Raw genomic sequence first — 25590 nt, 5'->3', positions numbered from 1 at the left:
GTTTGCTCTAGGGTGCGTTAAAGCAGGCAGCCCCTGAAGGGCTGCGGAGGAGAAGAGATGGCATATGACGAGCGGCCACTGGCGATCAGTGCACCGGAACCGCGCACGCTCGATCTGATCTTTACCGACGAGGCGCGAAAACTGTTGCACGCCAAATATCAGATCATCGAGGCCGATCCGGAGAATGTCGCCGGGCTCGGCGATGACGTTCTCGGCAAGGCGCGTTACATCATCGGCCAGCCGCCGTTGTCGGTCGGGACCTTGGCGCGCATGCCCGAACTACGCTGCGTGCTGAACGTCGAAAGCAATCTCATCAACAACATGCCTTATGAAATCCTCTTCCAGCGCGGCATTCACGTCGTCACAACGGGACAGGTCTTTGCCGAACCCGTGGCGGAAATCGGTCTGGGTTTTGCACTTTCGCTCGCGCGCGGCATCGTCGACCAGGACTTGGCTTTTCGTAAAGGCAGAGAGCTTTGGGGCGGAGAGGGCAATGCAAGTTCCCGGCTGATTTCAGGCTCCGAGATCGGCATCATCGGCTTCGGCGATCTCGGCAAGGCGCTCCGGCGGGTGCTTTGCGGTTTCCGGGCGACGATCCGGGTCTTCGATCCCTGGCTGCCGCGCTCCATCCTGGAGGAGCACGGCGTCGAAGCGGCGAGCCTAAGAGAGGTGCTAACCGAGAGCGATTTCGTTTTTGTCGTTGCGGCTGTGACCAGTGAGAACAAGCAATTCCTTAACGCTGAGGCGTTTGCCAGCATGCGGCCCGGCTCGGCGTTCATCCTGCTCAGTCGGGCCGATGTCGTCAATTTCGATGCGCTGATGGCGGCCGTCGCATCGGGCCATATCGTTGCGGCAAGCGACGTGTATCCCGAAGAGCCGTTGCCGCTTGACCATCCGGTGCGCAGTTTGAAGGGGTTCATCCGCTCCGCCCATCGTGCCGGTGCACTCGACGGTGCCTTCAAGAAGATGGGCGACATGGTGTTGGAGGACATGGACCTGATGGACCGCGGTTTGCCGCCCATGCGGTGTAAGCGGGCCGAGCGTGAGACCGTTTCGCGCATGCGCTCGAAGGGCGTGAAGATCAATTGATCAGGTATGCGCGGTGCCGCGTGCCAATAGCGCCGGCCGGCTGTTTGCCGCACAATCGCGGCGGCAGATGGTTCAACAACCGTCGATCCCAGCTCCTTTATGAAAATATCGCGAGCCTGGGCATTCGCTTTTCGATTGATGCGCCGCGGCAGCATTTTTGGTGGGGAAATTCTGCGGATCGGGTGCTATCGTTCTGACATGGACTGATGAAGCGGAGGAGCATTGCTTCCAGTATCATGGATCAACACTGCGACCTCGAAGGAGAGCAGATGCCGGTGACGATGCGGCGTGATCGACGGCTAAGGGGAGAGGCCGGATGTATTCAGGTGGATTGAATTTCGCACTCGGCGACGAGATCGAAGCCTTGCGCGAAAGTGTCAGGCGGTTTGCGAGTGGACGCATTGCGCCGCTAGCGGCAGAGACCGATCGCAGTAACAATTTTCCAGCACCGCTCTGGCGGGAGATGGGAGATATGGGCCTGCTCGGCATCACGGCGGACGACGCTTATGGCGGCGCGGGTCTCGGTTATCTTGCCCATTGCGTCGCCATGGAGGAGATCAGCCGCGCCTCGGCCTCGGTCGGCTTGAGCTATGGGGCGCATTCCAACCTCTGCGTCAATCAGATCAACCGCAACGGCAATGACGCGCAAAAGAGCCGCTATCTGCCCAAGCTTATCTCGGGCGAACATATCGGCGCACTCGCCATGTCGGAGCCGGATGCCGGTTCGGATGTCGTTTCGATGAAGCTCAAGGCCGAAAAGCGCGGCGATCGATATCTCCTGAACGGCAACAAGATGTGGATCACCAACGGTCCGGATGCCGATCTGCTCGTGGTCTATGCCAAGACCGACCCTGAGGCCGGACCGCGCGGCATCACGGCGTTCCTTGTCGAGAAGACCTTCCAGGGGTTTGCCACAGGCCAGAAACTCGACAAGCTTGGAATGCGGGGTTCGAACACTTGCGAGCTGATCTTTCGAGATTGCGAAGTGCCCGAGGAGAACGTGTTGGGCGCAATCGGCGACGGCGTGAAGATACTGATGTCAGGCCTGGATTACGAACGCGTGGTGCTTTCGGCCGGTCCCCTCGGCATCATGGCGGCTTGCGTGGATCTTGTTCTGCCCTATCTGCATGAACGCAAGCAGTTCGGCCGGGCGATCGGCGAATTCCAGTTGATGCAGGCCAAGCTCGCCGACATGTATGTGACGCTGAATACGGCGCGCGCCTATGTCTATGCCGTGGCGGCGGCCTGCGACCGCGGCGAGACGACCCGCAAGGACGCTGCAGGTTGCATTCTTTATGCAGCGGAAAAGGCAACTGGCATGGCGCTCGAAGCGATCCAGGCGCTTGGCGGCAATGGCTATACCAATGATTATGCCGCAGGGCGGCTCTTGAGGGACGCTAAGCTCTACGAGATCGGCGCCGGAACCTCCGAAATCCGGCGAATGCTGATCGGACGCGAGCTCTTTGCGGAGACGGCATGACCGTACTCAAATCCCAGATCGCGATCAATTCTGAAACCTTCAGGGCCAATCAGGCGGCCATGCAGGAGGCTGTCAGGCTTATTGAGGACGTCGCGCGATCGGCCCAGAACGGCGGCGGGACGGCGGCACGCGAGCGGCATGTGGGTCGCGGCAAGATGCTACCGCGCGACAGGGTCATGGGACTAATCGACCCGGCAACACCGTTTTTGGAAATTGCCGCGACAGCTGCTTACGGCATGTACGGCGATGAGGCGCCGGCAGCCGGGCTGATCACGGGAATCGGCCGCGTCGCAGGTCGCGAATGCATGATCGTCTGCAACGATGCGACGGTCAAAGGCGGCACTTACTATCCGATGACGGTGAAGAAACACCTAAGGGCGCAGGAGATCGCAGCGGCGAACAACCTGCCCTGCATTTATCTGGTTGATTCCGGCGGCGCCAATCTGCCCAACCAGGACGAGGTCTTTCCCGATCGTGATCACTTCGGCCGGATCTTCTTCAACCAGGCTAATATGTCGGCGGCCGGAATCTCGCAGATTGCCGTGGTGATGGGCTCTTGCACGGCAGGTGGCGCCTATGTCCCTGCCATGTCTGACGAAGCCATCATCGTGGAAGGGCAGGGAACGATCTTCCTCGCTGGGCCGCCGCTCGTCAAAGCGGCGACGGGTGAGGTGGTCTCTGCCGAGGAGCTCGGCGGCGGCGACGTGCACACGCGCCTTTCTGGCGTTGCCGACTATCTGGCGCGCGACGATGCCCATGCCCTGGCGCTGACACGCCGCGCCGTTGCCTCGCTGAACCGGCAAAAAGCACATACGGTCGAACTTCGCGAGGCAGAGCCGCCGCACTACGATCCCGCGGAAATCGCCGGTATCGTGCCCGCCGACCTTCGCACGCCCTACGAGGTCCGCGAGGTGATCGCCCGCATCGTCGACGGTTCGCGTTTTGACGAGTTCAAGGCACGCTACGGCGCCACGCTCGTCTGCGGCTTTGCGCATATCCATGGCGTCCCTGTCGGGATCCTTGCCAACAACGGCGTCCTGTTTTCCGAATCTGCGGTCAAGGGCGCACATTTTATCGAGCTCTGCTCGCAACGGAAAATCCCGCTGGTCTTTTTGCAGAACATCACCGGCTTCATGGTCGGGCGCAAATACGAGACGGAAGGTATCGCCAAGCATGGCGCCAAACTGGTCACGGCTGTGGCAACCACCAAGGTACCGAAGATCACCATGCTGATCGGGGGTTCCTTCGGCGCCGGAAATTACGGCATGGCGGGCCGCGCCTTTTCGCCGCGCTTCCTCTGGACCTGGCCGAACAGCAGGATTTCCGTAATGGGCGGCGAGCAGGCGGCAGGCGTGCTTGCGACCGTTCGCAGCGAAGCGCTGATCCGCGCCGGAACGCCTTGGAATGCTGAAGACGAGGCGGCTTTCAAAAAGCCGGTTCTCGATCTCTTCGAAAGCCAGAGCCATCCGCTCTATGCCTCCGCCCGCCTTTGGGACGACGGCATCATCGATCCTGCAAAGAGCCGCGATGTTCTCGGCCTGTCGCTGTCAGCAGCGCTGAATGCGCCGATCGAGAACACGCACTTCGGCCTGTTTAGGATGTGAGGCTGCGATGTTTGGAAAGATCCTGATTGCGAACCGTGGTGAAATCGCCTGCCGTATCATTCGTACCGCCCGCCGCCTGGGCGTGCGCACAGCCACGGTCTATTCCGATGCCGACAGCGGCGCGCTGCACGCCGAGCTTGCCGACGAAGCGATCCGCATCGGCGGTTCGGCGGCCCATGAAAGTTATCTCTCGATCGAGCGTGTTATAGAATCGGCCAAGCGGGCTGGCGCCGATGCGATCCATCCGGGCTATGGCTTTCTTTCGGAGAACGCCGACTTCGCCGAGGCTGTTGAGGCGGCGGGAATAGTTTTCATTGGTCCGCAGCCAATGGCGATCCGGGCAATGGGCCGCAAGGATGCCGCCAAGGCCCTGATGGAAAGCGCCGGCGTTCCGATCGTGCCCGGCTATCACGGCGACGACCAGGATCCGGACCTTCTGGCGGTCAAGGCATCCGAGATCGGCTTTCCCGTTCTCATCAAGGCGCGCGCGGGCGGCGGCGGTAAGGGCATGCGCCGTGTCGACCGGGCCGAAGAGCTTCCATCTGCCCTGGAGGCGGCAAAGCGCGAGGCGAAGGCGGCATTCGGCGATGATGCCGTGCTTATCGAAAAATACCTGCTTCGACCGCGTCATATCGAGGTACAGGTTTTCGGAGACCGGCACGGCAATGTCGTGCACCTTTTCGAGCGCGATTGTTCGCTCCAGCGGCGCCACCAGAAGGTCATCGAGGAGGCGCCGGCTCCGGGCATGACCGCCGAGGTGCGTCGCGCCATGGGCGATGCGGCCGTGCGTGCTGCGCGGGCGATCGATTATCGCGGCGCCGGGACCGTGGAGTTCATCGCCGATGTCTCGAAGGGGTTGTGGCCGGACCGCTTCTTCTTCATGGAAATGAACACGCGCCTGCAGGTCGAGCATCCGGTAACGGAGGCGATTACGGGCGTTGATCTCGTCGAATGGCAATTGCGGGTGGCAGCCGGTGAACCGCTTCCGAAAAAACAATCCGAGCTGAAGATCGACGGCTGGGCCTTCGAGGCGCGCATTTACGCGGAGGACGCGGCAAGGGGTTTTTTACCCGCCACGGGCGTGATCGACGAGATGCGCTTCCCAAAGGACGGCGTGCGGATCGATGCGGGCGTCAGGACAGGCGATCGGATTTCTGCCCATTACGACCCGCTGATCGCCAAGATGATCGTGCATGGCGCGAATCGCTCCGATGCGCTTGGGGTGTTGACGCGGGCACTGCAGGCATCGCACATCGCCGGGACGGTGAGCAATATCGGCTTTCTCACCAAACTGAGCCGTCAGGAGGAGTTTGTCTCTGGCCATCCGGACACTGGTCTGATCGAGCGCAATCTTGAGACCCTGACCGCAATTCCAGCTGCCGAAGACACGGTGATTGCGCTTGCGGCGGTGCTGTCGCTGGAGGGAAAGAGCCACGGCCGCGATCCGTGGGACACGCTCGGCCATTGGCAGCTCTGGGGCGAGATGCAGCGTAAAGTGACGTTGGAACATGCAGGCAGTCCTGCAAGTCTGTGTGTCGTCGCTCGAGGCTTCGGCATGTTCGCCGTCCATGACGGCCGCCGGGTGATTCCCATTAGGATTGTCAGCCGCCATGCCGACCGTTTGCAAGTGGAGACCGATGGCAGACAGGTTTCTGTCGAGGTGGAGCGCGGGACACATCGGTTGTGCCTGAGGCTCGACGGCAATTCGCACCTCTTTGCGCTGCCCGATCCGCTGGATGGTACTGCCTCAGAAGCGGAGGTCGGCGATCGCCTGATCGCGCCGATGCCAGGCTTCGTCAAGATCGTGCGGACAAGCGAAGGTGCCGCCGTCTCGAAAGGCGCGCCGCTGATCGTCATGGAGGCCATGAAAATGGAGCTGACGCTGACCGCCGCGCGAGACGCCATCGTGGAAAGCGTTCACGCGAGTGAGGGTCAGCAGGTTTCCGAGGGCGCCGTCCTCGTCACCCTGAAGGCTAGAGAGGCATGATGACGGCTGCACACCAGGAACATGTTTCGATCGTCGAGATGGCACCGCGTGACGGTCTGCAAAATGAGGAACACTTCATCGGGACGGCAGACAAGATTGCTCTTGTCGATATGCTGTCCGATTGCGGCTACGAGCGCATCGAGGTGACGAGTTTCGTGAGTCCGAAATGGGTGCCGCAGCTTGTCGACGCCGCCGAAGTGATGGCCCGAATTCGCCGCGTGCCTGGCGTGCGTTATGCCGTCCTCACCCCCAACATGAAGGGCTTTGAGGCGGCACTTTCGGCACGGGCGGACGAGGTCGCGATCTTTGCCGCAGCTTCCGAAAGCTTCTCCCAGCATAATATCAATTGTTCGATTGCCGAGAGCATCGACCGTTTCCGCCCCGTCGCGCTGGCAAGCAGCGCGCACGGTATTCCACTACGCGGCTATGTCAGCTGTGTCGTCGAATGCCCTTATGAAGGTGCCGTACGGCCCGCCAATGCCGCGAAGGTCGTAGCATTGCTGAGGGAACTTGGATGCTATGAGGTCAGCCTTGGCGATACGATCGGCCGCGGAACACCGGAAGCCGTGGCGAGGATGCTCGCCGCCGTGCTTGACGAAGCGCCTGCCACAATGCTTGCCGGCCATTTCCACGACACCTCAGGCCGTGCGCTCGAAAATGTCGACGTTGCGCTCGACCATGGGCTTCGCGTCTTCGATGCCTCGATCGGCGGGCTCGGAGGCTGTCCTTACGCACCGGGTGCAAAGGGCAATGTCGACACCATGGCCGTCGCGCAGCATCTCGCGGCAAGAGGTTTTTCGACAGGGCTTGCGGAAGACAAGCTGCGGCAGACAGCCGCCTTTGCCCGTGAGCTGAGGAGTAAGTCGTGATGCCTGAAACGCTTCACATCGATATCGACGCCCGCGGCCTTGCGCGGCTGACGCTTGCGCGGCCGGAAAAGCACAACGCGATCTCGCCCCAGATGATGGATGAACTGACCGCCGCATCAAAGGCTCTCGGTGCTGATCGCAGCGTTCGGGTTATCGTGCTTGCCGCAGAGGGGGCAAGCTTCTGCGCGGGCGGCGATCTCGATTGGATGCGCGCGCAGTTTGAGGCGGGGCGGGATGAGCGGATTTCCGAGGCAAGGCGGCTTGCCACCATGTTCCGTGCATTGAATGACCTTCCGAAGCCGGTGATTGCCCGTGTTCAGGGCAATGCCTTTGGGGGCGGTGTCGGCCTTCTCAGCGTTTGCGATCTGGTGATCGCCGCTGAAACCGCCCGTTTCGGCCTGACCGAAGTTCGCCTCGGCATCATCCCGGCAACGATCAGTCCTTTCGTCGTCGCGCGGATCGGCGAAGGAGCTGCCCGGCCGCTCATCATGTCCGGTAAACTGATCAACGCATCGGAGGCAAAGGCTGCCGGGCTGGCCGGGCACGTTGTACCCGCTGAGGATCTCGATGCGGCAGTCGAGGCCGAAATCGGGCATTTCCTGAAGGCGTCGCCCGATGCAGTGGCAAGAGGCAAGACACTTGCGCGCTCGCTCGGAATGCCGATCACGGACGCGGTCATCGAAAGCGTCATCGAGCAATTAGCCGACACCTGGGAAATGGAAGAGGCGCGCGAAGGCATTGCCGCCTTTTTCGAGCGGCGGGAGCCATCCTGGCGAAGTGATGCTTGAATTGAGCGTACTTTGAGCATATTTTGATTGAGGATTGATCAAAATATGCGAGGATACCCATCATGGCAGCCACAGGCCTCAGCAATGTCGCTGCTCGCTTCGGCGATGAACATTCGTCGTTTCTATCGGCCCGGCGCGTCGCCGAGCAACTGGGCGTAACGCTCTCCGAGCTAGCCCGGCTGATCGGGGTTGCGCGCAATACGCTGGCGGCGAAATCGGGCGCCCGCAAAGTGGATAATGCGCTGAGCAACGTCGTCCGCATCCTTGCGATGGCAAGCGAAATGGCCGGCGACGAAAACCGTGCGGTCATATGGTTCAAGCATCAGCCGATCCCCGGTTGGGGCGGCAAGACGGCGTTTGACCTTGTCGGCGAAGGCAAGTCCGACCGGGTTCTCGCCTATCTCGAGGCCGTCCGCTCCGGCGTCTATGCCTGAGACCGTCGTGCATCTATGGCGCGCCTTCGTTCCACGATGGGCCCATGCGCCGCTTTCTGGCGAGGGCGCCAGCCGTTTTGGTGGCCGGTGGAATCGGGTGGGTGCCCCGACCATCTATGCGGCCTGCGAGCTGTCCACGGCCTGGGCCGAATATAACCAGGGCTTTGTTCAGCACCCGGCGATGATCGTGCAATTGGAACTCAAAGGGGCGCGCCTCGCGGACACGACCGACCAGATGCTTCTTCGAAAGTTTGACGTTACTGCGGATATCTATCGTTGCGAATGGCGGATGCTGATGGATGAAAGCAAGGTGCCGGCAACCCACCACCTGCGCGAACGTCTGATTGCATCGCGATATCATGGCGCGATCTATCCATCTTTCATGTCGCTCGGCGGCACATGCGTCGCGCTGTGGGAATGGAATATGCCGGGTGCACCGGAGCTTCGCGCAATCGATCCAGATGGTCGACTGCCCAAATCACCGGCCTCCTGGTTGTAGATTACGGACGCGTCGAGAACATCGCGATGGAATTGTCCAATTATAGCATTCCGGAAGTTTATGAGCGCTCTTCGAGAGCAATGAACGGTTGCTTAAAGCTGGTGTCGGCGCATCTGTCGTTCGAAGTAGCAGATGTCTGGCTCGCGAAGCTAGAAACGGGGAGGATGCGGGAACCCCTACTGCCATCACTGATCTGGACGCTGCCAATGCTGGCTGGCGTCCACCGGAGTATTCACTTCCTGGCGCTCAGCGAAGTGGAGGCGGCGCAAGGCTTGGAGCAATAGCGCTCCGCATCCGGTTGAATGCAGAGCGCATGATATTCGGCGTCAAGCCGCTGCGAAAGGTACCGCTACGAAGATCCTATTGCCACCACGTTCGACAAGCAGCAGCACCGACTTGCGGCCGGATCTTGCAGCATTGGCGACGGCGTTCTTCACATCGCCTGCATTATGTACGGTCTTGTCGTTGACCGAGACGATGACATCGCCCGTCTGAACGCCTGCTTCGGCGGCCGGCTTGTCCGGATTGACACTGGCGACGACCGCGCCCGTGACGCCTCTGGCCAGGTTAAGTTCCTCCCGGGTATCCGGCGTCAGATCGGCAAGAGCAATTCCGATGCCCGGACCGGCCTGTGTCCTGCCGCTGCTTTCTTCGGCTGCTGCCTGCTTCTCGCCGGTGCCGTTGCCGCCGATGGTGACGGTGAGATCGGTGCTCTGGCCGCCGCGCCAGACGGTGAGCGTTTCTCTGGCGCCCGGCGACATGTCGGCGACGAGACGCGAGAGGTCTTTCGGCGTCTTTACGGTCTCGTTGCCTAAGGCGGTGATGATATCGCCCGTCTTGACACCGGCGCGCGCGGCAGGGGTTCCCCCGGTGACGGCTGCAACGAGCGCACCCTGCGAGGCATTGAGCCCAACGGCATCTGCAACATCCTTGGTAACTGCCTGGATCTGCACGCCGAGATAGCCATGCTCGATCGAACCGTCCTTCTGAAGCTTGGCGACGATCGCCTTGGCCTCATCGGACGGAATGGCAAAACCGACGCCGACACTGCCACCGTTTGGTGAATAGATCGCCGTGTTGATGCCGACGACATTGCCGCCGTGATCGACGAGCGGACCGCCGGAATTGCCGTGATTGATCGGCGCGTCGATCTGGATGAAGTCGTCGTAGGGACCACTGTGCAGATCGCGGCCGCGGGCCGACACGATACCGGCTGTGACTGTCGTGCCGATGCCGAAGGGATTGCCGATGGCCAGGATCTGATCACCAAGCTTCAGCGTGTCAGAATCGCCCCAGGCGATCGTTGCAAGTGGCTTCGGAGCTTCAATCTTCAAGACGGCGATATCAGACTTCGGATCGGCACCGATCAGCTTGGCCGGGATTTCCGTTCCGTCATCAAGAGTCACCTTGATGCCCAAAGCATTGTCGATCACATGATTGTTGGTGACGATGACGCCATCGGAGCTGATGATGAAGCCGGATCCGAGCGCCATGGCGCGCTCACCGTGCTGATGCTGCGGCACCTGCTTCGGAAATGGTATGCCTTGCTGTTCGAAGAACTGCCGGAATTGCTCGTCCATCGGCGATTGGTCGTCGTCGGCGCTGGCGTCGGCCTTCATCGTTGTGGTGATAGTGACGACGGCAGGCTTGTCGGCATCGACGACCGAGGCGAAAGAGCCGCTGGAGGAAAGCGCGCCGTTGGTTTTCGCCGGAGCGGCGGCGGCATTGGATGCGTTGATGGCAAACGGCACGACGGCAGTGCCGGCGATAAATGCTGCGCCGATCAGCGCTGCGGTGCGATGCTTGGAGAGGATCGGTAACATGGTGACAGGTCCCTTGCGAAAATACTGCATGGCGGCGTCTTGGTTCCATGCCGGGGAACGCGGGCGTCGGGTGAACGTGGCGCCAATCCTTTGGCCTCCAGAGGACAATCATCGAAACTGTAGCGAATGCTGCCGGTTTCAAGAAATGGCGTCTTGGAGAGATATGCTCTGGTCAAGCCGCATTTACAAATTAAATGTTCATTACGGTTTCATTGCAAAAATGTAAGAATTACAGATGGTTAATGTTCGTGCACCTCATGCGGACATCGGGGGGCGAAGCGGCCGATCTTCGTCGGTAATCACACGACGCTATCGGACCGCTTTCAGTTTTTTTGCAAGTTCGGCTGCGATGAAGACAGCATGTTCGGTTACCTGCGGCAGTCCCATCAGTTCACCGAAGGTGCCGCGCGCCAGCGGACCCGAGATCAGCAATGACGAATTCGCCAGACCATCCGTTGCGACCGCTTCTGAGCTCTCGTTGCAGGCGATGCCGAGGCCGGTCGGATCGAGCTTCAGATGACCGCCCTGGTTGAGCTCATGCAGCCATATCTGGCTTTGGAGAATGCTGCCATGGGCAGGACCGGTGGTCACGACCACAGCATCGAAGCGTTTCTCCACGCGCTCGCCGCTTCGCCTGAACAGAAGTACGTTGATCGCCGCTCCGTCGGTTTTGGCACCGGCAACGGAAGCGGCAAGGACCTCGAGGCGTCCTTCAACGATCGCCCGGTCCAGCACCTCTTCGACCTGCGGTGCGATGCGGAAGCGATGGACGTCCCAATAAGGCCGCAAATGGCGGACAATGCGCCGCCGCTCGGCAACAGGCAGATTGCGCCAGATTTCATGGCCGTTGCTGCGGACCTGATCGATGACTGCATGCCAGCTTTCGCCGATTTCGGCCGCCCCCGCGATCGTCTTTCGAACGTTCCGGAGGAGTGCTGCAGCGCTTGTAGCCGGCTCGGAAAGGAAGTCGCCGAAGGGCTCCTGCGGGCAGGGTGGGTGGCCGCGCGAACGAAGCCCGCGGCGGGAAATCGAGGTGATCGGTCCATGATGCCCGCTGCGTGTCAGCGACGCGACGATATCGGCGGATGTCAAGCCGTTGCCGACAATGAGGACCCGATCGTCCGGACGAATGGCATCGAGCGAGCCGGGGCGCATCGGATCGGCAACAAAGCGCGGGTGGCCGGCCAATGCGGCGGAGAGGCTGCGCGGTGCTGAGGGCGCTGGATGGCTGGTGGCGATCACGAGGAAATCCGCGCGTGTCTCATCGCCGTTGCTGTCGGTGATCAACCATTCCTTTGGGCCGGGTAACACCCTTCTTACGAGCGTCCTCTTATGCTCGACCTCACCGTTTTCAAGATATGGGCGCAGTCTCGCAGCGACATAGGCGCCGAAGAGCCGGCGTTGCGGGAAGAGATTGCCATTCGGCCATAACGCTTCCGGATCGTCCGCGACGCCATCGCTGTCGGCAATCCAATCAAGAAAATCCTCCGGTTCATCGGGAAGCAGGCTCATACGGGCTGCCGGAACATTGATGCGGTGGGAAGGGTCGTTCGTATCATAGGCAAGCCCGCGGCCCAATTCGCGGCGCGGCTCAAAGACGATGACGCGTGGCAGCTCGTGCATTGTCCTTGCGAGATGAAAGGCTACACCCGCACCGGAAACGCCACCGCCAACGATGGCAATGGCGGGTCTTTTGACGCTGTCCGTTTCGTTTTTCGTCACCGCTGCTGATCCAACTGGGTTCGAGATTTGGGAGGAGCTTGACGTATCTTTGAGGCTCGGCCTAGCCGATGTTTGGCGCCGTCGCAGTAAATTAATCTATAAGATTTATAGAGATCAATCAGAACCTGCAGCTGCAGCCACCGAGACTAGTTGAAAGTCATCTCGGCAATCGACAACCTCGAAGCTCGCAAATGAAACCCTTTAGGTCCTCGGAGGTATGCACCAGAAGAGAAACGCTAGGGTGCCGGCTGGATGATGTGCTGCGCGAGGCGAATGGCAAGGGCCATTGCTGTCAATGTTGGGTTGGCTTGGCTCGACGTCGGAAAGACAGAAGAACTCGCAATATATGCGTTAGAAAGATCGAAGACCTTCAAGTTCCCGTCGACGACGGCGTCGTTGCGGTTCGTTCCCATCCGTGTCAGCCCAATCTGATGCGTGCCATGGCGGATACGCGTAGCGATGGCACTTGCAAGCGTATCGTCATTACGATTCAGATCGAGTTCACCCAAGCAATTTTTTTCAAGCCAGTCATTCAGGAGACGATGGGTGCGAACGAGTGCACGGATATTTTCGTCAGGCACGCGCATGTCGATCGTCAGCCGCGGCACGAAGAAAGCATCGACACTGTCAGACAAACGCACGTGGCTTTGCCTGTCTGGGAAATGTTCGGCATGGAAAGCAAGCCTGTACGTCCGACGGCTGTTATTGACGAAGAAGCCAGGCTTCCTGGCGCTTCGCCCGTAGCGATTGCGCAGATAGCCTGGTAGCTGCCTGACAATCTCGGTCGGGTTAGCGGCGAGGTTCTTGAGATGGCCGGCGACTGCGTCAAGACGGCTTGCATGATGCCGGCGGATGACTTCAGGCGTGAGGAACCGTCCGAGTGGACGAAAGCTCAAGGCAAGGTAAGCGGCGGACAAAAAGGCACTTTCATGCTGCGGATCTGAAAGGGCCGGCACGTCGGGCCAGAACGCCACATTCGGCAAATGATGCTGGTTGATTAGCGTATCGCTCGGCACGATGCGTCTGCGCACATAGGCGCCTGTTTCGTCCCGGCGGAAGTCGAAAAGTGCCTCGGCCGGCCTGTTCGAAAATCTGAGCGCAGCAACATGCCCGAAAAGATGGCCCATGTAATAACGGCCGAGCGCTCCATGGGGGCCGCCAAACATCAGCGGGTGACGCCGCTGGATGTTGAGCAGAAATCTCGCCGCTTCCAGCCCACCTGAGGCAAGAACCACGCGTTTGCATGAAATGCGATAGGCAAGCCCGTTTTTGTGACGGGCCACGACATGGCTGACGCTGCTATTTTCCGTCAGGACCAAATCCACGACGGTGGTGTTCAGCAGGATTGTCAGTCCCCTATCCTCGCTGAATTGCTGAAGGCTTGCGCGAAACAGTTTCGGATCACGACTGTAACGTTCAAGGTGCGTTAGTTCGAAACGGGCGTCTACCGACGCAAGCGGCGCCTTATCGACGAACCCCTGGCCGCAGTTGGCGTATTCAACGGCACGGTCGTAGAACGGTCGTATCTCGTCATAGGAAATAGGCCACCGCCCATCGGGAAATCGATCTTCAAAGTCGATCGGATCAAAGGGAAGGCATCGCCCGGTCCAAAGGTTGCTTGTTCCGCCGAATTGGCGCGAGACGCAGATGCGCACGTCGTCGTGGGTGGCAGGCTCCAGGATCAAGGCGCCGGCGAGTTCGTTCGAAGCCGCAGATGGGTCTAACCCGCCCGACTCAACAACGAGCACGCGCTTGTCGGCCTGCCGAAGCTCTTTGGCAAGGGTGAGGCCGACGGGTCCGGATCCGACGATGAGGACATCGATGTCACCTGGCATGTCATCAATACGCCCTGAAATCATTGCGGCCCCGTCACAATGTTAGCTATGATGCGATATGTTGCAATGCATTCGATGAAAAAGAGCATGCGGGCGTGGGGTTCAAGAAGATTTCGGATTAAAAATCCCAATGACTCCCACGAAAGATGCGGCAGCATGGTTTTGAAGTTCTTGCAGTATTTATTTACTATCATAAGTTAGAAATAGTGTTCAATCACGTTATGTATAAGGCAAAATGTGTCATTTGTGATGTGCTCGAAATGGGACATTTAATCAATATTCTCTGCGATCATTGCGTGTAACAAAAGTGACTTACTAGCATAAATTTATAATATTGACGACAGTCAAAAACTTTAACTCGATACGATACCTCGGAAGGGTCGGATTCCGATCTTGATTAATTCCAGCATTTATTGCCAAGGCACGTGCAGTGGCACTGTGCGAGAAGACGTCGATTGCGGATTATGCCGGCTGCAAGGAAAGCTCGGATACGCGACCTTGGCGCACTACCTTGCCCATGTGATGGCTTTCGTGGTTGCTCGCCTTACCCTCTAGGCCCGCACGCCAGTTCGGGTGGAGGAGATCCCGCTCCCTCCGCGCACTAAACACGGCCGCGTGTAGCTTTTTCAGGCGGATAGAGCACGAGAACCGCTTATCGATCAGAGTAGGGTGCTTCTTTGTCGCTTGCAACTCCAAGTGCGACCACAACCATATCCGCAATCGCAAGCGATCCTGTCAGACCGGGGCTCTCGATCCCGAACAGATTGACCAAACCTTTGACGCCGTGCAGCTGCGGCCCGTCGATGCGGAAGTCCGGCATCGGCATGGTTGCGTCGTGAAGCTTTGGCCGTATCCCGGCATAATCAGGTTGCAAGGCGCCGTCACGCAAACCTGGCCAATAGCGGCGGATCGCGTCATAAAACTGTTCCGCGCGGGAGGCAGCAACATCGAGCGAATGATTCTCATCGACCCATTCGACATCAGGCCCGAAACGGCAGCGCCCGTTGAGGTCGAGTGTTGCGTGCACTCCAAGGCCGGCATGGTCGGGCATTGGATAGATGAGGTGCGAAAAGGGTTGGCGTCCGGAAAGCGCGAAGTAGTTGCCCTTGGCGTACCACTGTGGCGGCACCATCTTGGGGGAAAGCCCCGCTGTTCTTGCCGCAAGGCCGGGGGCGCCGTGGCCGGCGGCATTGACTACGAAGCTGGCCTCAATTTCGGTGGGTTCCGCTCCGCCCGTGGTCAGGCCGATCCGCGCACCACCGCATTTGATTGCCATAGCCGGCGTGTGGAAGGCGAGCATGCCGCCGGCGGCCTCGAAATCCTCGCGCAGTGCCTGCATGTAGCCGTGACTGTCGATGATGCCCGTCGATGGCGAAAGCAGCGCGCCGGCGCAGTGTAGCTCCGGTTCGAGGTCGGCGACGTCGCTCGGTGTGAGCGGAACGACATCGAAAACGGCGTTGCGTTTGGCTCCCGCAGCGATCGCTTCAAGCTTGGGTAATTCCTCGGGGCTTGCGGCAAGCAGGATCTTGCCTACCCGTCGCGCTTCCACGCCGCGGCGGGTACAATAGTTGTAAAGCGCTGCCCGGCCCTCGACGCAGACCGTCGCTTTCAGCGAACCCTGCGGGTAATAAAGACCGGCGTGGATTACTTCCGAGTTCCTGGATGAGGTTTCTGTGCCGATTGCGTTGGCGCGCTCGATAATGATGGTTTCAAGACCGCAAAGCGCGAGCTTGCGGGCAACCGCCAGGCCGATGACGCCTGCGCCAATGACAATGGCGTCGACAAACAATCTGCTCATCCGCTTTCATCTCACCAACCGCCGCCACGCATGAACTAACGCTCCTTCATCTGACCTCTGAGCAGCGAAGTCAATTCTGCAGCGTGCAAAGCGGCGCAGATTTTCATCACGCGAGAGCGAACCTCACGGCTGATCTGAACGGTCATACTTGGGGCTGCTCGGAAGGATCGGGACCTCATCGGGACCGGGGACCGACCGCCTGGCTCGAAATGTCAGGGGCGCGAGCAGGCCTGGACACGTCCTCGTGCCAGACCAGAAACAGGACACCGAGAAAATACCCGCTCTGGATCAGGACAGCGCATAAAAGACTATCGGCAAACGCACTGAGGACGGACCCTTGCATCCATAATATTGCGCAAAAGAAAGCGATGAGCACGGCGGCCATCGAAACAAATACCCTGGGTGCGTCCATGAACTCCCCTCCGGCCTCACGACGCACACTCTGATCTGGGACCTTCTTCTATCGGCCCGCAATACTTCGCATAATCAGAGATTACTGAGTTCTTTGTTGCAGTGTTTCCATGCTTAATGCGTCGCTGGAAACCTTCAACAGACAAGATGTCAAAAAGATGTCATCGTTAAAAAGTCATTAAACACGATTTTTCATGACGACCTTTGCGATAAATGGCGAAAAGCTGTCAGTAACCGGAAAGATAGAAGCTTATAAAATATAAGATAGTGAATCATCAGCAAAAATCAGAAGTCTATGCGCCAGATGAATGTGCTCGTGCAAATCGATCGTGACGTAACGCTACCTACAGTAACGTAGGGTATTCCAGGACGTAGTTCATGCTTTCGAGGTATACATAAGATTCTGCTTGAAAATACTGATCATTACGATTTAAATGGCCAACGCTGTGGAGGCCTCAAAATGAAATACGATGCCGAATTTGCCAATCCCTCGCGTGATCACGGCGATCGACACATCCCGCAGCCTGCGGGCGGTGCACAAAAACGGATTTTTGACGTCGTTCTGGCGGGTATGGCTATCATTTGCCTTCTACCGCTGATGATTGCGATCGCGTTACTTGTTCGTTTGGCCGATGGCGGGCCGATCCTTCACCTGGAAAGACGGCGATCACTCGGGGGAGAGGCGTTTGACTGCTACAGCTTCCGGAAATTGCCGCTCAACTGGCGCCTCCGGCTTGGCCAGCATCTGTCGCGCCATCCAGACGAGCTTGCAAGCTGGATCATGACGGAAACGTTGAAGGACGATATTTTGCTAACGCCGGTTGGACGAGTTCTTCATCGAACAGGGCTTGATGATCTGCCGCAACTTCTCAACGTGCTCTTCGGTGACATGAGCTTCGTTGGTCCGCCATCGCTGCCTGTTGATCGCGGTTGTGTAAAAAGGGGCAACGTGTCGGCACAATTCTGTAGACCAGGCATGATCAGCGATTGCCGCGCCACGGCTGACGGTGTCAGGAACTGGGAAATGGCGGCTGCTTCCTACGCCGCGCAGTGGAGTTTTTTGGGTGATTTGAAAATTCTGGTCCGCGCGATTGGTGGTCTGTACCAGGCTGAAAGGTTTCAGTTCGATCATTGAGAAGACCGCTGACGGCGGCGCGGTTCAGGACCGTGCTTGTGCGAGTAGGCAGCCGTTGCAGCCCTCACTAGCGAATCACGAGTTGGACGCGGGTAATATTGGTCTGGTTATCACGCTGGACCGATAGCCGCGCGCCAAGGCCATTGACGGCGCGCCTTAGGATCGCGGCGTCCCGACCGCTCATGAATGGAAACATTAGTGTGGCGTTCTTCTGGATGAAAGTCACCGACCTTTCTGCTGCCCCGCCTGCGATCTCGACACTGACGGCCTCTGCTTCTTGTGCGCTCGCTGCCATCGTCGACAGCGCGATGATCAGGATCAGCAGTCGTTCCCGATAAGCTTCAATGCCGTCGAAACTGCGTAGCGAAGATACCCGCAGATCAAAAAGGATGGTCAGCGCGTCAAGGGCTCGATGTAAGACAAGTCCGGGCAGAGCGTCGTGTTGCGGCACATCGCTTGCGATCTCGGTGAACGTTTTGAGTAACTGGCCAATCAGGAAGCTTGCGGCGGTCAGCTTTTCCAGGACAAGCGCGTCGCTCTGTCGCCCAGCACGCCTTGCGATCCCGACCGCACCATTTGCCAAGCCCTCTGCCGGAGAAATTGCGGATGTCAGATAAAGTCCGAGCTCGCTGGATCTGACTTCGAGCACAGCCGCTGCAAAGTCGCGGAAGTAATTGTCGGCGGCCGCCCCGGTTTTTTCCTCGAAATCTTCAATGATTTCGCACCTTGCCGGCGCACCCGCTGCGCGCATGATAAGGACGAAGCGAGCCTCATAGTGAAAGTACAAAAATGATAGCTCAGCGCTCTCGCAGACCAAAAGCCTGTCCAGAACGCAGACTGATGCTGCCTGAACGGCAGGAAATACGGCATCATTGAGTAACATCACTATACCACCTGTGGAGGCGCTAACAATATGAAGACATATCCTACTAAAGACCAGATAAAAACCTCGGTTTTCGGCTGTGGATGTTACGCTCTCTGGATAATGAGACATAAATGCCTCAAGATTATTCTCACAGATGATCTGCAGATTTCTATCGTGTGATTAAAAAGGCGAGCCGGAGCAGCTTTTGGCGCGCCGATCCTTTCTGATTGCGCTAGACTAAATTAGCGCAGCAGACAGACGACCGCGAGCAGGATAAGAAGCCAGAGGAGCACGGAAAGCCCGGTGGCATTCAGCAACGTCGCTTTCTTCATGTCGCTCTCCCGCTTTCGCATGAGAGAATGATAGGCGGTGAAGCTTGCGTCGGGACTAACGCCTGTCTGTGACGCTGTGCGTCATCTGTCTTGCCCACGCAGGAGCTGGATACGTTCGATCATCCAGCTTCGGCTGAAGCAGGTGAGCCAGCCGAAATAGATGACCATGCCAAGGCTCGCCGAGATAGCGAGGCGGAAGGAAGATTGCATCCCAACCATTGCTGTTGCTTGCACATAATATACGACGACGCCCATGGCGAGGGCCGCCGCCGCGGCCGGCGCGAGCCCCATGTAATGCACCTTCGCCTGCAGGTTCAGCCGGCGCAGTAACAAGACATTGCCGATCACCCCATAGACGAGCGCCGGCGACGACATCACCAAAATCGCCGCGCCCGGCGTGCTTGTCGGTATGACGACGAGCGCACCGATACAAGTCAAGGCAACGATGATGGAGTATTGCAGCGACATGCGGTTCAAGCCGAGCGCGTTCATTGCAATGGGATTAAACCAGACGATCGGGATCATCAGCGAGGTGATCGCCACAGCGCGAAGAATGGGCGCGACCCCGGCATAGGACGAGGGCAACAGCAACGCCACCGCATCATCGGCGACGACAATCAGTCCGGTGAAGGCCGGCAGTGTCACGAAGGCAGCGGTGCGGATGATGGCGGTAAACACTTCGCGTTCCGCCGCAAGGTTGCCGCGCACCTTGCTCATCAACGGAAACCAAAGCGCAAAGAGCGGGCTGACCAGGGGATTTTGCAGCGATTCGCTGATCCTATCGGCAGCCCGGAACAGACCGACGGTCGCGCCATCGAAGCGGATGCCGAAGAACAGCACGGCAGCGCGCTGCATGGATATGTTAATGGCGGCGACCATCCATAGAGGCAGGAAGCGGCGAAGAATCTCGCGACACGCGCCTTTTTTGGTATGACGCCCGGGAAGCCAACCGGTATGACGGAACTCAAAGACAACAACGGCCATTGTCGAGACAATGCGCTGAGCAGGCAGCGCCCAAATCGCCAGCGGTGAGAACGCCAGCGTGATGCCGGCGATACCGCCCGCAAGCGTCGAAATCATATTGCGCTTGGCAAACGTCTTGAAGCCCAGTTCGCGCATTATGAGGGCATCCATCACCGACAGCCACGGCGTAAAGAGCAAAAGAAGGCCAAAAATCGGCATATAGTAACCGACCAGTGGCGCGTTCTCAAAGCCAGCGATCAAAGGCCCAGCCATGACCAGAAAGAGCGCGAAGGGTGAGGCGACCAAAGACAGGGAAATGAAAGCCGCGTTTAAGCTCTTCTTGTCGAAATCACCACGCTGCAGGATCGCATCCATGCCGGCATAGCGGCCGTCATTGGCGATGAAGTCGGCAATAACAGCAGAGAGCGCGACTGCCCCGAAGACCGCCGGTTCCAGCATGCGCGCAAGAACCAGGAAGATGACAAAACCGGCGCTCTGCGAAAAGATCGCGTTGATGGTATTCCAGGCAATGCCATTACGAAGTGCCGTTGCTAGCGACGTTTCAGACATGGACCATCCCATCTGTGCAAAGTGTAACCGGCGCCGTTGCACCGCCGCGCGTCATAATCAAGCATGTGCGCCTGGAAAACCAGGCCCGCCTCACGCCTGCAACCGGTACCAGTTGACGATGGTCTTGATTTTCCGACGCAGATCCTTGACGAAATGGACCTCGCCAAGCTTCAGGACCTGCGCGCGATACGGGGTCTTTTTCAAATAGCGGTAATAGGTCCAGATCAACGGATGCCATCCGTCCGTCGACCACGGTTTGTTGTGCTCCGTGAAGTGGATGATTTTTGGCCGGCGCCCTTTTTTCATTTCGGCTGCAGTTGCATAGCAGGGCTTGCCTTCCTGCGGCATCAGCATTCGGCGTTGGACGTTCCACAATATGTCAAGCTGTTTCCATCGGCTCCAGAAGACAACGTTTAGAGCGCACTGATCGCCATACTCCATATCGTCGATGCGCGTTTCCAAAACAGTGATGACTTTGGAAAGATCATCACTGGCGCGCAGCTTGGTGAGATCCATCAACAGTACACCGGAATTGAAGTAGCCAAGACGCTTGGGCTGCAGCTGAAAACGCTTGGCGAACACCTCGCCCTCCATGCCGACGTCGCAGACCGCGCCGATTGCATGCTCGCCCAGATCGGAGGCATAGAGTTCCCGAATATCACCCATGACGACGAGGTCGGCATCGAGATAAAGGACTCGATCGATATCTGGCGGGGCCAGCTCGGCAAGCATCAGACGATAGTAGCCGGCGCGGCTGATATGGCGTTTGCCAGGCATTGCAAGGACACTTGAGCCTTTAATCTCGAGCCAATCAAACCGGTGTCCTTCAGCACAGCGTTCGAATGTCGAACGGGCTTGGGGGGGAATGCCATCATGGACGATCAGAAAACGGAGTTTTGCGCCCGGCGCGTTAGCGATAAGAGATGCCAGCACAACAGCTGCATGCGGCAGGTAAGCGGTATCGAGTCCGAAGGCGATTGTCACCTCCGAAGCTGGCGGTTGCGGGCGGCTGTATCGCTGCATTGCTGCCTCAAGTAGAGGTTCGGCAAGGGGGCGACCGTTCAGGCCTTCGGCGATTGACCGGAAACTGGCAGTCTTCATCGGCAAGGCGCCCATGGCAGAAGATGCCAGATTTCCTTCAAATGCGGGATCACTCATTACCCCTCCAAGCGGGAGCCTCATGCTCCAGTCTCATGTCGTCGAAACGTTTGCCGCCTATTGCCAGCCCGGATATCCGGTCCAGGCGCGGCGCATGCCAAGCTTGACGTAAATCCAGTCCAGCACGGCATCGACGACAAGCATGCCGTTGACACCAAAGCCGGCCCTTGCCAGTGCATCAAAATGGGGTTGCAGATGCTCGCGACCGCGATCTTCGCGCCACCAGGTCAGAATGCGGCGCACATAATAGCGGCGAAACGCGAGAAGCTGGTGGCGGTAGTCGGTCCCGAAGGCGACTGGGCCGTGGCGCATGATCAGATCAAGGCCATCGCGCGTCCAGGCGCGAGTTTTGCCGGCATAATGCAAGGCAGTGACCGTATTCTCGTGTACACGGGTAAAGCCGAGTGCCTCATGCACGAAACCGAAATCGCTGATCGCCAGCATCCGGAAAACCGTATCGAGGTCCCAGCTGCCGTCCATGGGGCTGGCAAAAAGAGGTTCGAGCGAGTCAGTCACGCGCCGGCGCCACATCATCTGGACCGGCATTAAAATGCCCTGACGCAGCAGCGCCATCCGCATGGCGTCCTTGCCGGGGAAAACCGGCTTGCCGGGTGGCCAGAAGAAATCTTGAACAGCACCCGCGCAGTCATGAAGGCTGCCAATGACCCCGACATTGGAAAAGGTTTCGCCGAGTGCCGCCATCTTGGAGATCGACGTCGGGCTAATCGTGTCATCGTCGCAGAGATAGCGCACATAGACAGCGTCCCGTGGTACCAGGCGATAAGCTTTCGTCCAGTTTTCACGCTGATCCAGCGTCTTTTCATTGCGGAAGCGAAGGACAGGGATGCGCTTGTTCAAATAGGCGGAGACGATTTCTTCGGTATTGTCGCTGCTATTGTTGTCGAGCACGACGTGAACAAGGTTTGGCCAATCTTGCTGCTGAACGGATTCCATCGTTTCAGCCAAGAACCGTCCGCCATTATACGTCGGGGTCACAACAGCGACAAGTGGCAAAGACATTGTACATTCCACCACGCAAAAAGAAACCCAAATAAGAACTAAGGCTATGTTATAGTTCAGGCGATGCGAGTCAATAATGGCTTGGCGTATAATCCAATTTATTATTACGATACTGTAGATCCGCTGCATAGCTGATTATCAAAGATCTTGGCTGCATTCCTGTGCAAACGCCACTTGAGGCTTTTCTGACGAGGGTTCGGCATCAGCACTTGCCGACCTTGGGCCGGCGGGGCAGAACCTAAAAAATGCCGCGTCAACGTTTTCCGTAGCGGACGGTCGTACATCAGCTGAACACAATCGACAGAAGCAGTGCCGCCAGAGTACTCGGTGCAACGAAGGCGAGAGCCATGGCCGCTCCACTTCGACCGCGTCACCCAGATCACCAGAGATTGAGAACGGGAGTATGCATGACATAAATGCCTTAGGAGGCCTCTTTGGCGACCTCACCTGTCAGGCGCCTGCGCCCGGCGAATTCGGTCTTAGCTGCAATCGCGAAGCGCATAAATCGACTGTGATCAACGCCTTCCATCTGTCGCCTTACGGTTTTTGTCAGCGGTCATAATCGATCACCCGTGACCGCCACGGCGAGGCACATGGAAACCTTCGCTGCCAGCGAATTGAGGATAGAACCGCACCGAGGCATTGCCTGCCGTTCCCGCGACCGGTTTCGCGAGAGCACCGGCGCAGTAGTAGATGAGGAAGGATCCGATCGTGTATTGGTTCAGAAAATCGACTTCGAAAAAGGAGCGACCGATGAACAGTATGACGAGACCGAAGAGGACCACATCCTCGTTTCGCGCGCCTGACGACAGGAGGCGTCTGAGGTATCCAGCGAGGAGGCCAAGAATAACGGCGCTGAGCAAGATCAGCCCAATATAGCCAAGTTCGACCGCGGCCTCGATGTAGGTATTATGAAAGTGAAAGCCTGCACGCGATGCAATATAGAACTGCTGCCACAAGACCTCCGGTTGAGAAAAGCCCTGGACCCAGAAACCCTGAAAACCGAGGCCGAAGATAGGTTGTTCGTGGGCGATTTCGATACCGCGCTGCCAAAGATACGTCCGCCCTGTCAACGTCGCATCCTTGCCGAAGACGCCGAGGATCGCGCTGAACAGCCCGGTACTCAATGCAATCAGTAGTCCGACGGCTGCTGCCGGAACGATAGACAGGAAGAGGACCGTCCGGTGCAGCGGTGAGAACCGCTTCAGAAAGACCGCAGCGACCGTTACGGAAATCGTTGCGGCGATCGTGATGGTGGAGGTCGCCGACTGGGCGGTGTGCAGCGAAAAGGCGCCGAAGACGCCTGACATCAGGGCCAGGATGCGCCACATCATCTGCACGCGCAGAATGAAGACCAGCGAGAAGGAGGCAAAGACGCCGAGCGCGGCAAACATGCCGAGTTGGTTCTTCGACCCGAAGGCGCCGATGAAGCTGTAGACGCCATCAAGAGGGTCGTAGCTGAAGTGTCCAAATATCAGTGAGTAGAGCAGTACCAGCGATGCGCCGAGGCTCATGCCCAAAATCATCGCCTTTACAGGCACGACCCGTGCGGCAACCAATGCGCAGACAATCGTTGAAAGATATTGCAGCCCGCCGCGCAGGCTGAGCCCCGGAACCGCAGACCAGAGAAAGGACAGACATGCAAAGATGGAAAAGGCAAAAATCCAAAAGAGAGGCCGTGGATCGCCGATGACTGCGCGCGGGTCCATGGCAAGAAGAGGCAGCCACACCAGATAGAACAACAAAATGAAGACAGAGCCAAACAGCTGCGCATAGGCGATGAAAAACATCGTCGCGGCCATAGCAGAGATCGCAAAGGGGGCGTTCTGTTCAGGCGATAAGAAAGCGTTGATACTGATACGCATGCCGATCTGCCGACCCCAAGTCCTATGATTTTTCGTTGATGACACTGACCTTGACCAAGTCTCCCGGCTGCACGGGCGTCGTTTCGGTCGCTGGAATTTCCTGGATCTTGCTTGCGACCGTTCGCACGATCGAATAGCCGATGAGCCTGGCAGCGTCGCTTCCGGTCAATTGCGAGGCCATTGGCGCATTCACCAGCGCCTCAGCCATCAGTTGCCGGTACATCTGAAGCTGCAGCGCATTTTCGTCCAGCTGCGACTTGGTTTCCTGCATATCGAGCGCAATCTTCGATTTACGCTCATTCTTCAAGTCGATCGTGTCGAGTGCGGCCTTGTTCATTTCCTGCTTGGCGCGCAGCGAGGCAGCATCGAGGTCAAGCAGGTTGCTCTGGGTATCGGCAAGCGTCGTCTCGAGGCCTAGCGCCCGGGAGCTGACTGCCAGACCCTGATCGACGAGCTTGGCAGTCTTTTCAAGCTCTCTCTTGTAAAGGTCCACTTGCCGTGTCTGGTTGTCGACCTTCTTGTTGAGTGAGGTGATTTCGTTGCTGTAGAGGGTTTGCAGCTCATCAAGCCCTTTGAGGCGAAGGTCGAACGCGTTGCGGTTCGTTTCCATGATTGCTATTTCATCCTCGATCAGCGTTCGCGATTGCGGGATGGCGGCAAGGTCTTGGGGGATAGCAATCTTCTCCTTGCCGGCCTCCTCGGAGGCAAGTCGCGCCTTCTTCGCCATCAGACGGGCGCGCTCGGCAACAAGCACCTCGTAACTGCCCCTGGCGTTAATGAAGTCGCGTTCGAAGCGCTGACCTTCGTGCAGTCCGCGACGCATGCCGCCGGCAAGACTAATCGCCTTCAGGACCGTCATCTCCGGATCGTAGGGATATTTGCCGGGCGTGTGGACTTCGCCAGCTACGAAAATCGGCCGGAATTCAAGAATTTCAACCGAAGCTTCCGGCGGATCGGGAAGCCCGAAACGCTCCTGGAGACTGCGTGCGATCTCGCGCGCCACCTCCGAGGTCGACCGGCCGACAGCTTTCAGCTCACCCGCAAACGGCAGAGCCAGATCGCCGTTCGGACCGACGATGTATTCGCCTGTAATACCCGGCCACTCGCGAAACTGCCCCTCGGCAGTCTGCCATTCGACCACGCGGACGGACAGCTTGTCCATGATTCCAAGCTTATAGGGATCGGCCCGCGCAGCCGAGAGCAACACCGGTTGAACAAGACAGACGACTGCGGCAAGCGTTGCAAGGCACAGCCGCGGTAGCGCGTAAATGGCGTTACGCGCGGCAGGAGAAAGCTGACGAACTAACCTCATGGTTCTTCCCTATCTTTGCCGGGCAAAGGCG

Annotated in this window: 20 protein-coding genes; 10 read left to right on the top strand and 10 right to left on the bottom strand. The window is 58.4% G+C overall.

Features of this window, described 5'->3' with window-relative positions; translation table 11 throughout:
• Positions 1 to 57 precede the first annotated feature (57 nt).
• The 9 genes from QA644_RS27740 to QA644_RS27700 all read left to right on the top strand — a co-directional run bounded on the left by QA644_RS27740 (position 58) and on the right by QA644_RS27700 (position 9034).
• A complete protein-coding gene (locus tag QA644_RS27740; protein WP_283072537.1) occupies positions 58 to 1089 on the top strand; it encodes a hydroxyacid dehydrogenase in 1032 nt (343 codons plus the stop codon).
• A gap of 316 nt (positions 1090 to 1405) precedes the next feature.
• Positions 1406 to 2569, top strand: coding sequence for an isovaleryl-CoA dehydrogenase (locus tag QA644_RS27735; RefSeq protein WP_283072536.1), 1164 nt, complete (start codon positions 1406 to 1408; stop codon positions 2567 to 2569).
• Complete coding sequence (locus QA644_RS27730; protein WP_194731063.1) at positions 2566 to 4173, top strand: carboxyl transferase domain-containing protein; 1608 nt, start codon at positions 2566 to 2568, stop codon at positions 4171 to 4173. Before QA644_RS27735 ends, QA644_RS27730 begins: the two co-directional genes overlap by 4 nt.
• Positions 4174 to 4180: 7 nt before the next feature.
• A complete protein-coding gene (locus QA644_RS27725; protein WP_283072535.1) occupies positions 4181 to 6160 on the top strand; it encodes an acetyl/propionyl/methylcrotonyl-CoA carboxylase subunit alpha in 1980 nt (659 codons plus the stop codon).
• Complete coding sequence (locus QA644_RS27720; RefSeq protein ID WP_194731926.1) at positions 6160 to 7029, top strand: hydroxymethylglutaryl-CoA lyase; 870 nt, start codon at positions 6160 to 6162, stop codon at positions 7027 to 7029. The genes QA644_RS27725 and QA644_RS27720 overlap by 1 nt, the downstream gene beginning before the upstream one ends.
• A complete protein-coding gene (locus tag QA644_RS27715) occupies positions 7026 to 7817 on the top strand; it encodes a crotonase/enoyl-CoA hydratase family protein (RefSeq protein ID WP_239600559.1) in 792 nt (263 codons plus the stop codon). The genes QA644_RS27720 and QA644_RS27715 overlap by 4 nt, the downstream gene beginning before the upstream one ends.
• Positions 7818 to 7879: 62 nt before the next feature.
• Complete coding sequence (locus QA644_RS27710) at positions 7880 to 8251, top strand: DUF2384 domain-containing protein (protein WP_074072035.1); 372 nt, start codon at positions 7880 to 7882, stop codon at positions 8249 to 8251.
• Positions 8244 to 8750, top strand: a complete 507-nt coding sequence (locus QA644_RS27705) for an RES domain-containing protein (RefSeq protein ID WP_283072534.1) — start codon at positions 8244 to 8246, stop codon at positions 8748 to 8750. The genes QA644_RS27710 and QA644_RS27705 overlap by 8 nt, the downstream gene beginning before the upstream one ends.
• A gap of 26 nt (positions 8751 to 8776) precedes the next feature.
• The gene (locus tag QA644_RS27700) at positions 8777 to 9034 is read left to right on the top strand and encodes a hypothetical protein (protein WP_283072533.1); all 258 of its coding nucleotides are present in this window, start codon (positions 8777 to 8779) and stop codon (positions 9032 to 9034) included.
• Between the two features lie 42 nt (positions 9035 to 9076).
• Here QA644_RS27700 and QA644_RS27695 read toward each other — a convergent pair whose 3' ends face one another.
• The 4 genes from QA644_RS27695 to QA644_RS27680 all read right to left on the bottom strand — a co-directional run bounded on the left by QA644_RS27695 (position 9077) and on the right by QA644_RS27680 (position 15928).
• Positions 9077 to 10573 carry a DegQ family serine endoprotease gene (locus QA644_RS27695; RefSeq protein WP_283074037.1) on the bottom strand — a complete coding sequence of 499 codons (1497 nt, stop codon included), beginning with the start codon at positions 10571 to 10573 and terminating at the stop codon, positions 9077 to 9079.
• A gap of 309 nt (positions 10574 to 10882) precedes the next feature.
• Complete coding sequence (locus QA644_RS27690; protein ID WP_283072532.1) at positions 10883 to 12295, bottom strand: FAD/NAD(P)-binding protein; 1413 nt, start codon at positions 12293 to 12295, stop codon at positions 10883 to 10885.
• Between the two features lie 236 nt (positions 12296 to 12531).
• Positions 12532 to 14130 (bottom strand): FAD-dependent oxidoreductase, encoded by a 1599-nt coding sequence (locus tag QA644_RS27685; protein WP_283072531.1) that lies wholly within the window; start codon positions 14128 to 14130, stop codon positions 12532 to 12534.
• Positions 14131 to 14782: 652 nt separating this feature from the next.
• Positions 14783 to 15928: an NAD(P)/FAD-dependent oxidoreductase gene (locus QA644_RS27680; protein WP_283072530.1), complete on the bottom strand. Its 1146-nt coding sequence runs from the start codon at positions 15926 to 15928 to the stop codon at positions 14783 to 14785.
• Positions 15929 to 16799: 871 nt separating this feature from the next.
• On the opposite strand from QA644_RS27680, the gene QA644_RS27675 reads away from it, so the two are divergent.
• The gene (locus QA644_RS27675) at positions 16800 to 17474 is read left to right on the top strand and encodes a sugar transferase (protein ID WP_283072529.1); all 675 of its coding nucleotides are present in this window, start codon (positions 16800 to 16802) and stop codon (positions 17472 to 17474) included.
• Between the two features lie 67 nt (positions 17475 to 17541).
• Here QA644_RS27675 and QA644_RS27670 read toward each other — a convergent pair whose 3' ends face one another.
• From QA644_RS27670 to QA644_RS27645, 6 genes are all read right to left on the bottom strand, one after another.
• Positions 17542 to 18468, bottom strand: a complete 927-nt coding sequence (locus QA644_RS27670; RefSeq protein WP_283072528.1) for a hypothetical protein — start codon at positions 18466 to 18468, stop codon at positions 17542 to 17544.
• Between the two features lie 284 nt (positions 18469 to 18752).
• Positions 18753 to 20204, bottom strand: a complete 1452-nt coding sequence (locus QA644_RS27665; protein ID WP_283072527.1) for an oligosaccharide flippase family protein — start codon at positions 20202 to 20204, stop codon at positions 18753 to 18755.
• Positions 20205 to 20294: 90 nt separating this feature from the next.
• Positions 20295 to 21362, bottom strand: a complete 1068-nt coding sequence (locus QA644_RS27660; RefSeq protein ID WP_283072526.1) for a glycosyltransferase family 8 protein — start codon at positions 21360 to 21362, stop codon at positions 20295 to 20297.
• Positions 21363 to 21419: 57 nt separating this feature from the next.
• A complete protein-coding gene (locus QA644_RS27655; protein WP_283072525.1) occupies positions 21420 to 22511 on the bottom strand; it encodes a glycosyltransferase family 2 protein in 1092 nt (363 codons plus the stop codon).
• 437 nt (positions 22512 to 22948) lie between these two features.
• Positions 22949 to 24247: an O-antigen ligase gene (locus QA644_RS27650; protein WP_283072524.1), complete on the bottom strand. Its 1299-nt coding sequence runs from the start codon at positions 24245 to 24247 to the stop codon at positions 22949 to 22951.
• A 22-nt stretch (positions 24248 to 24269) separates the two neighbouring features.
• The gene (locus QA644_RS27645) at positions 24270 to 25559 is read right to left on the bottom strand and encodes a polysaccharide biosynthesis/export family protein (RefSeq protein WP_283072523.1); all 1290 of its coding nucleotides are present in this window, start codon (positions 25557 to 25559) and stop codon (positions 24270 to 24272) included.
• Positions 25560 to 25590 lie beyond the last annotated feature (31 nt).

The organism is Rhizobium sp. CC1099, assembly GCF_029714385.1.
In the GTDB taxonomy this organism is placed as follows: Bacteria; Pseudomonadota; Alphaproteobacteria; order Rhizobiales; family Rhizobiaceae; genus Rhizobium.
The sequence above is the reverse complement of the archived record's forward strand: the minus strand, read 5'-3'. Positions and strand labels throughout refer to the sequence as shown.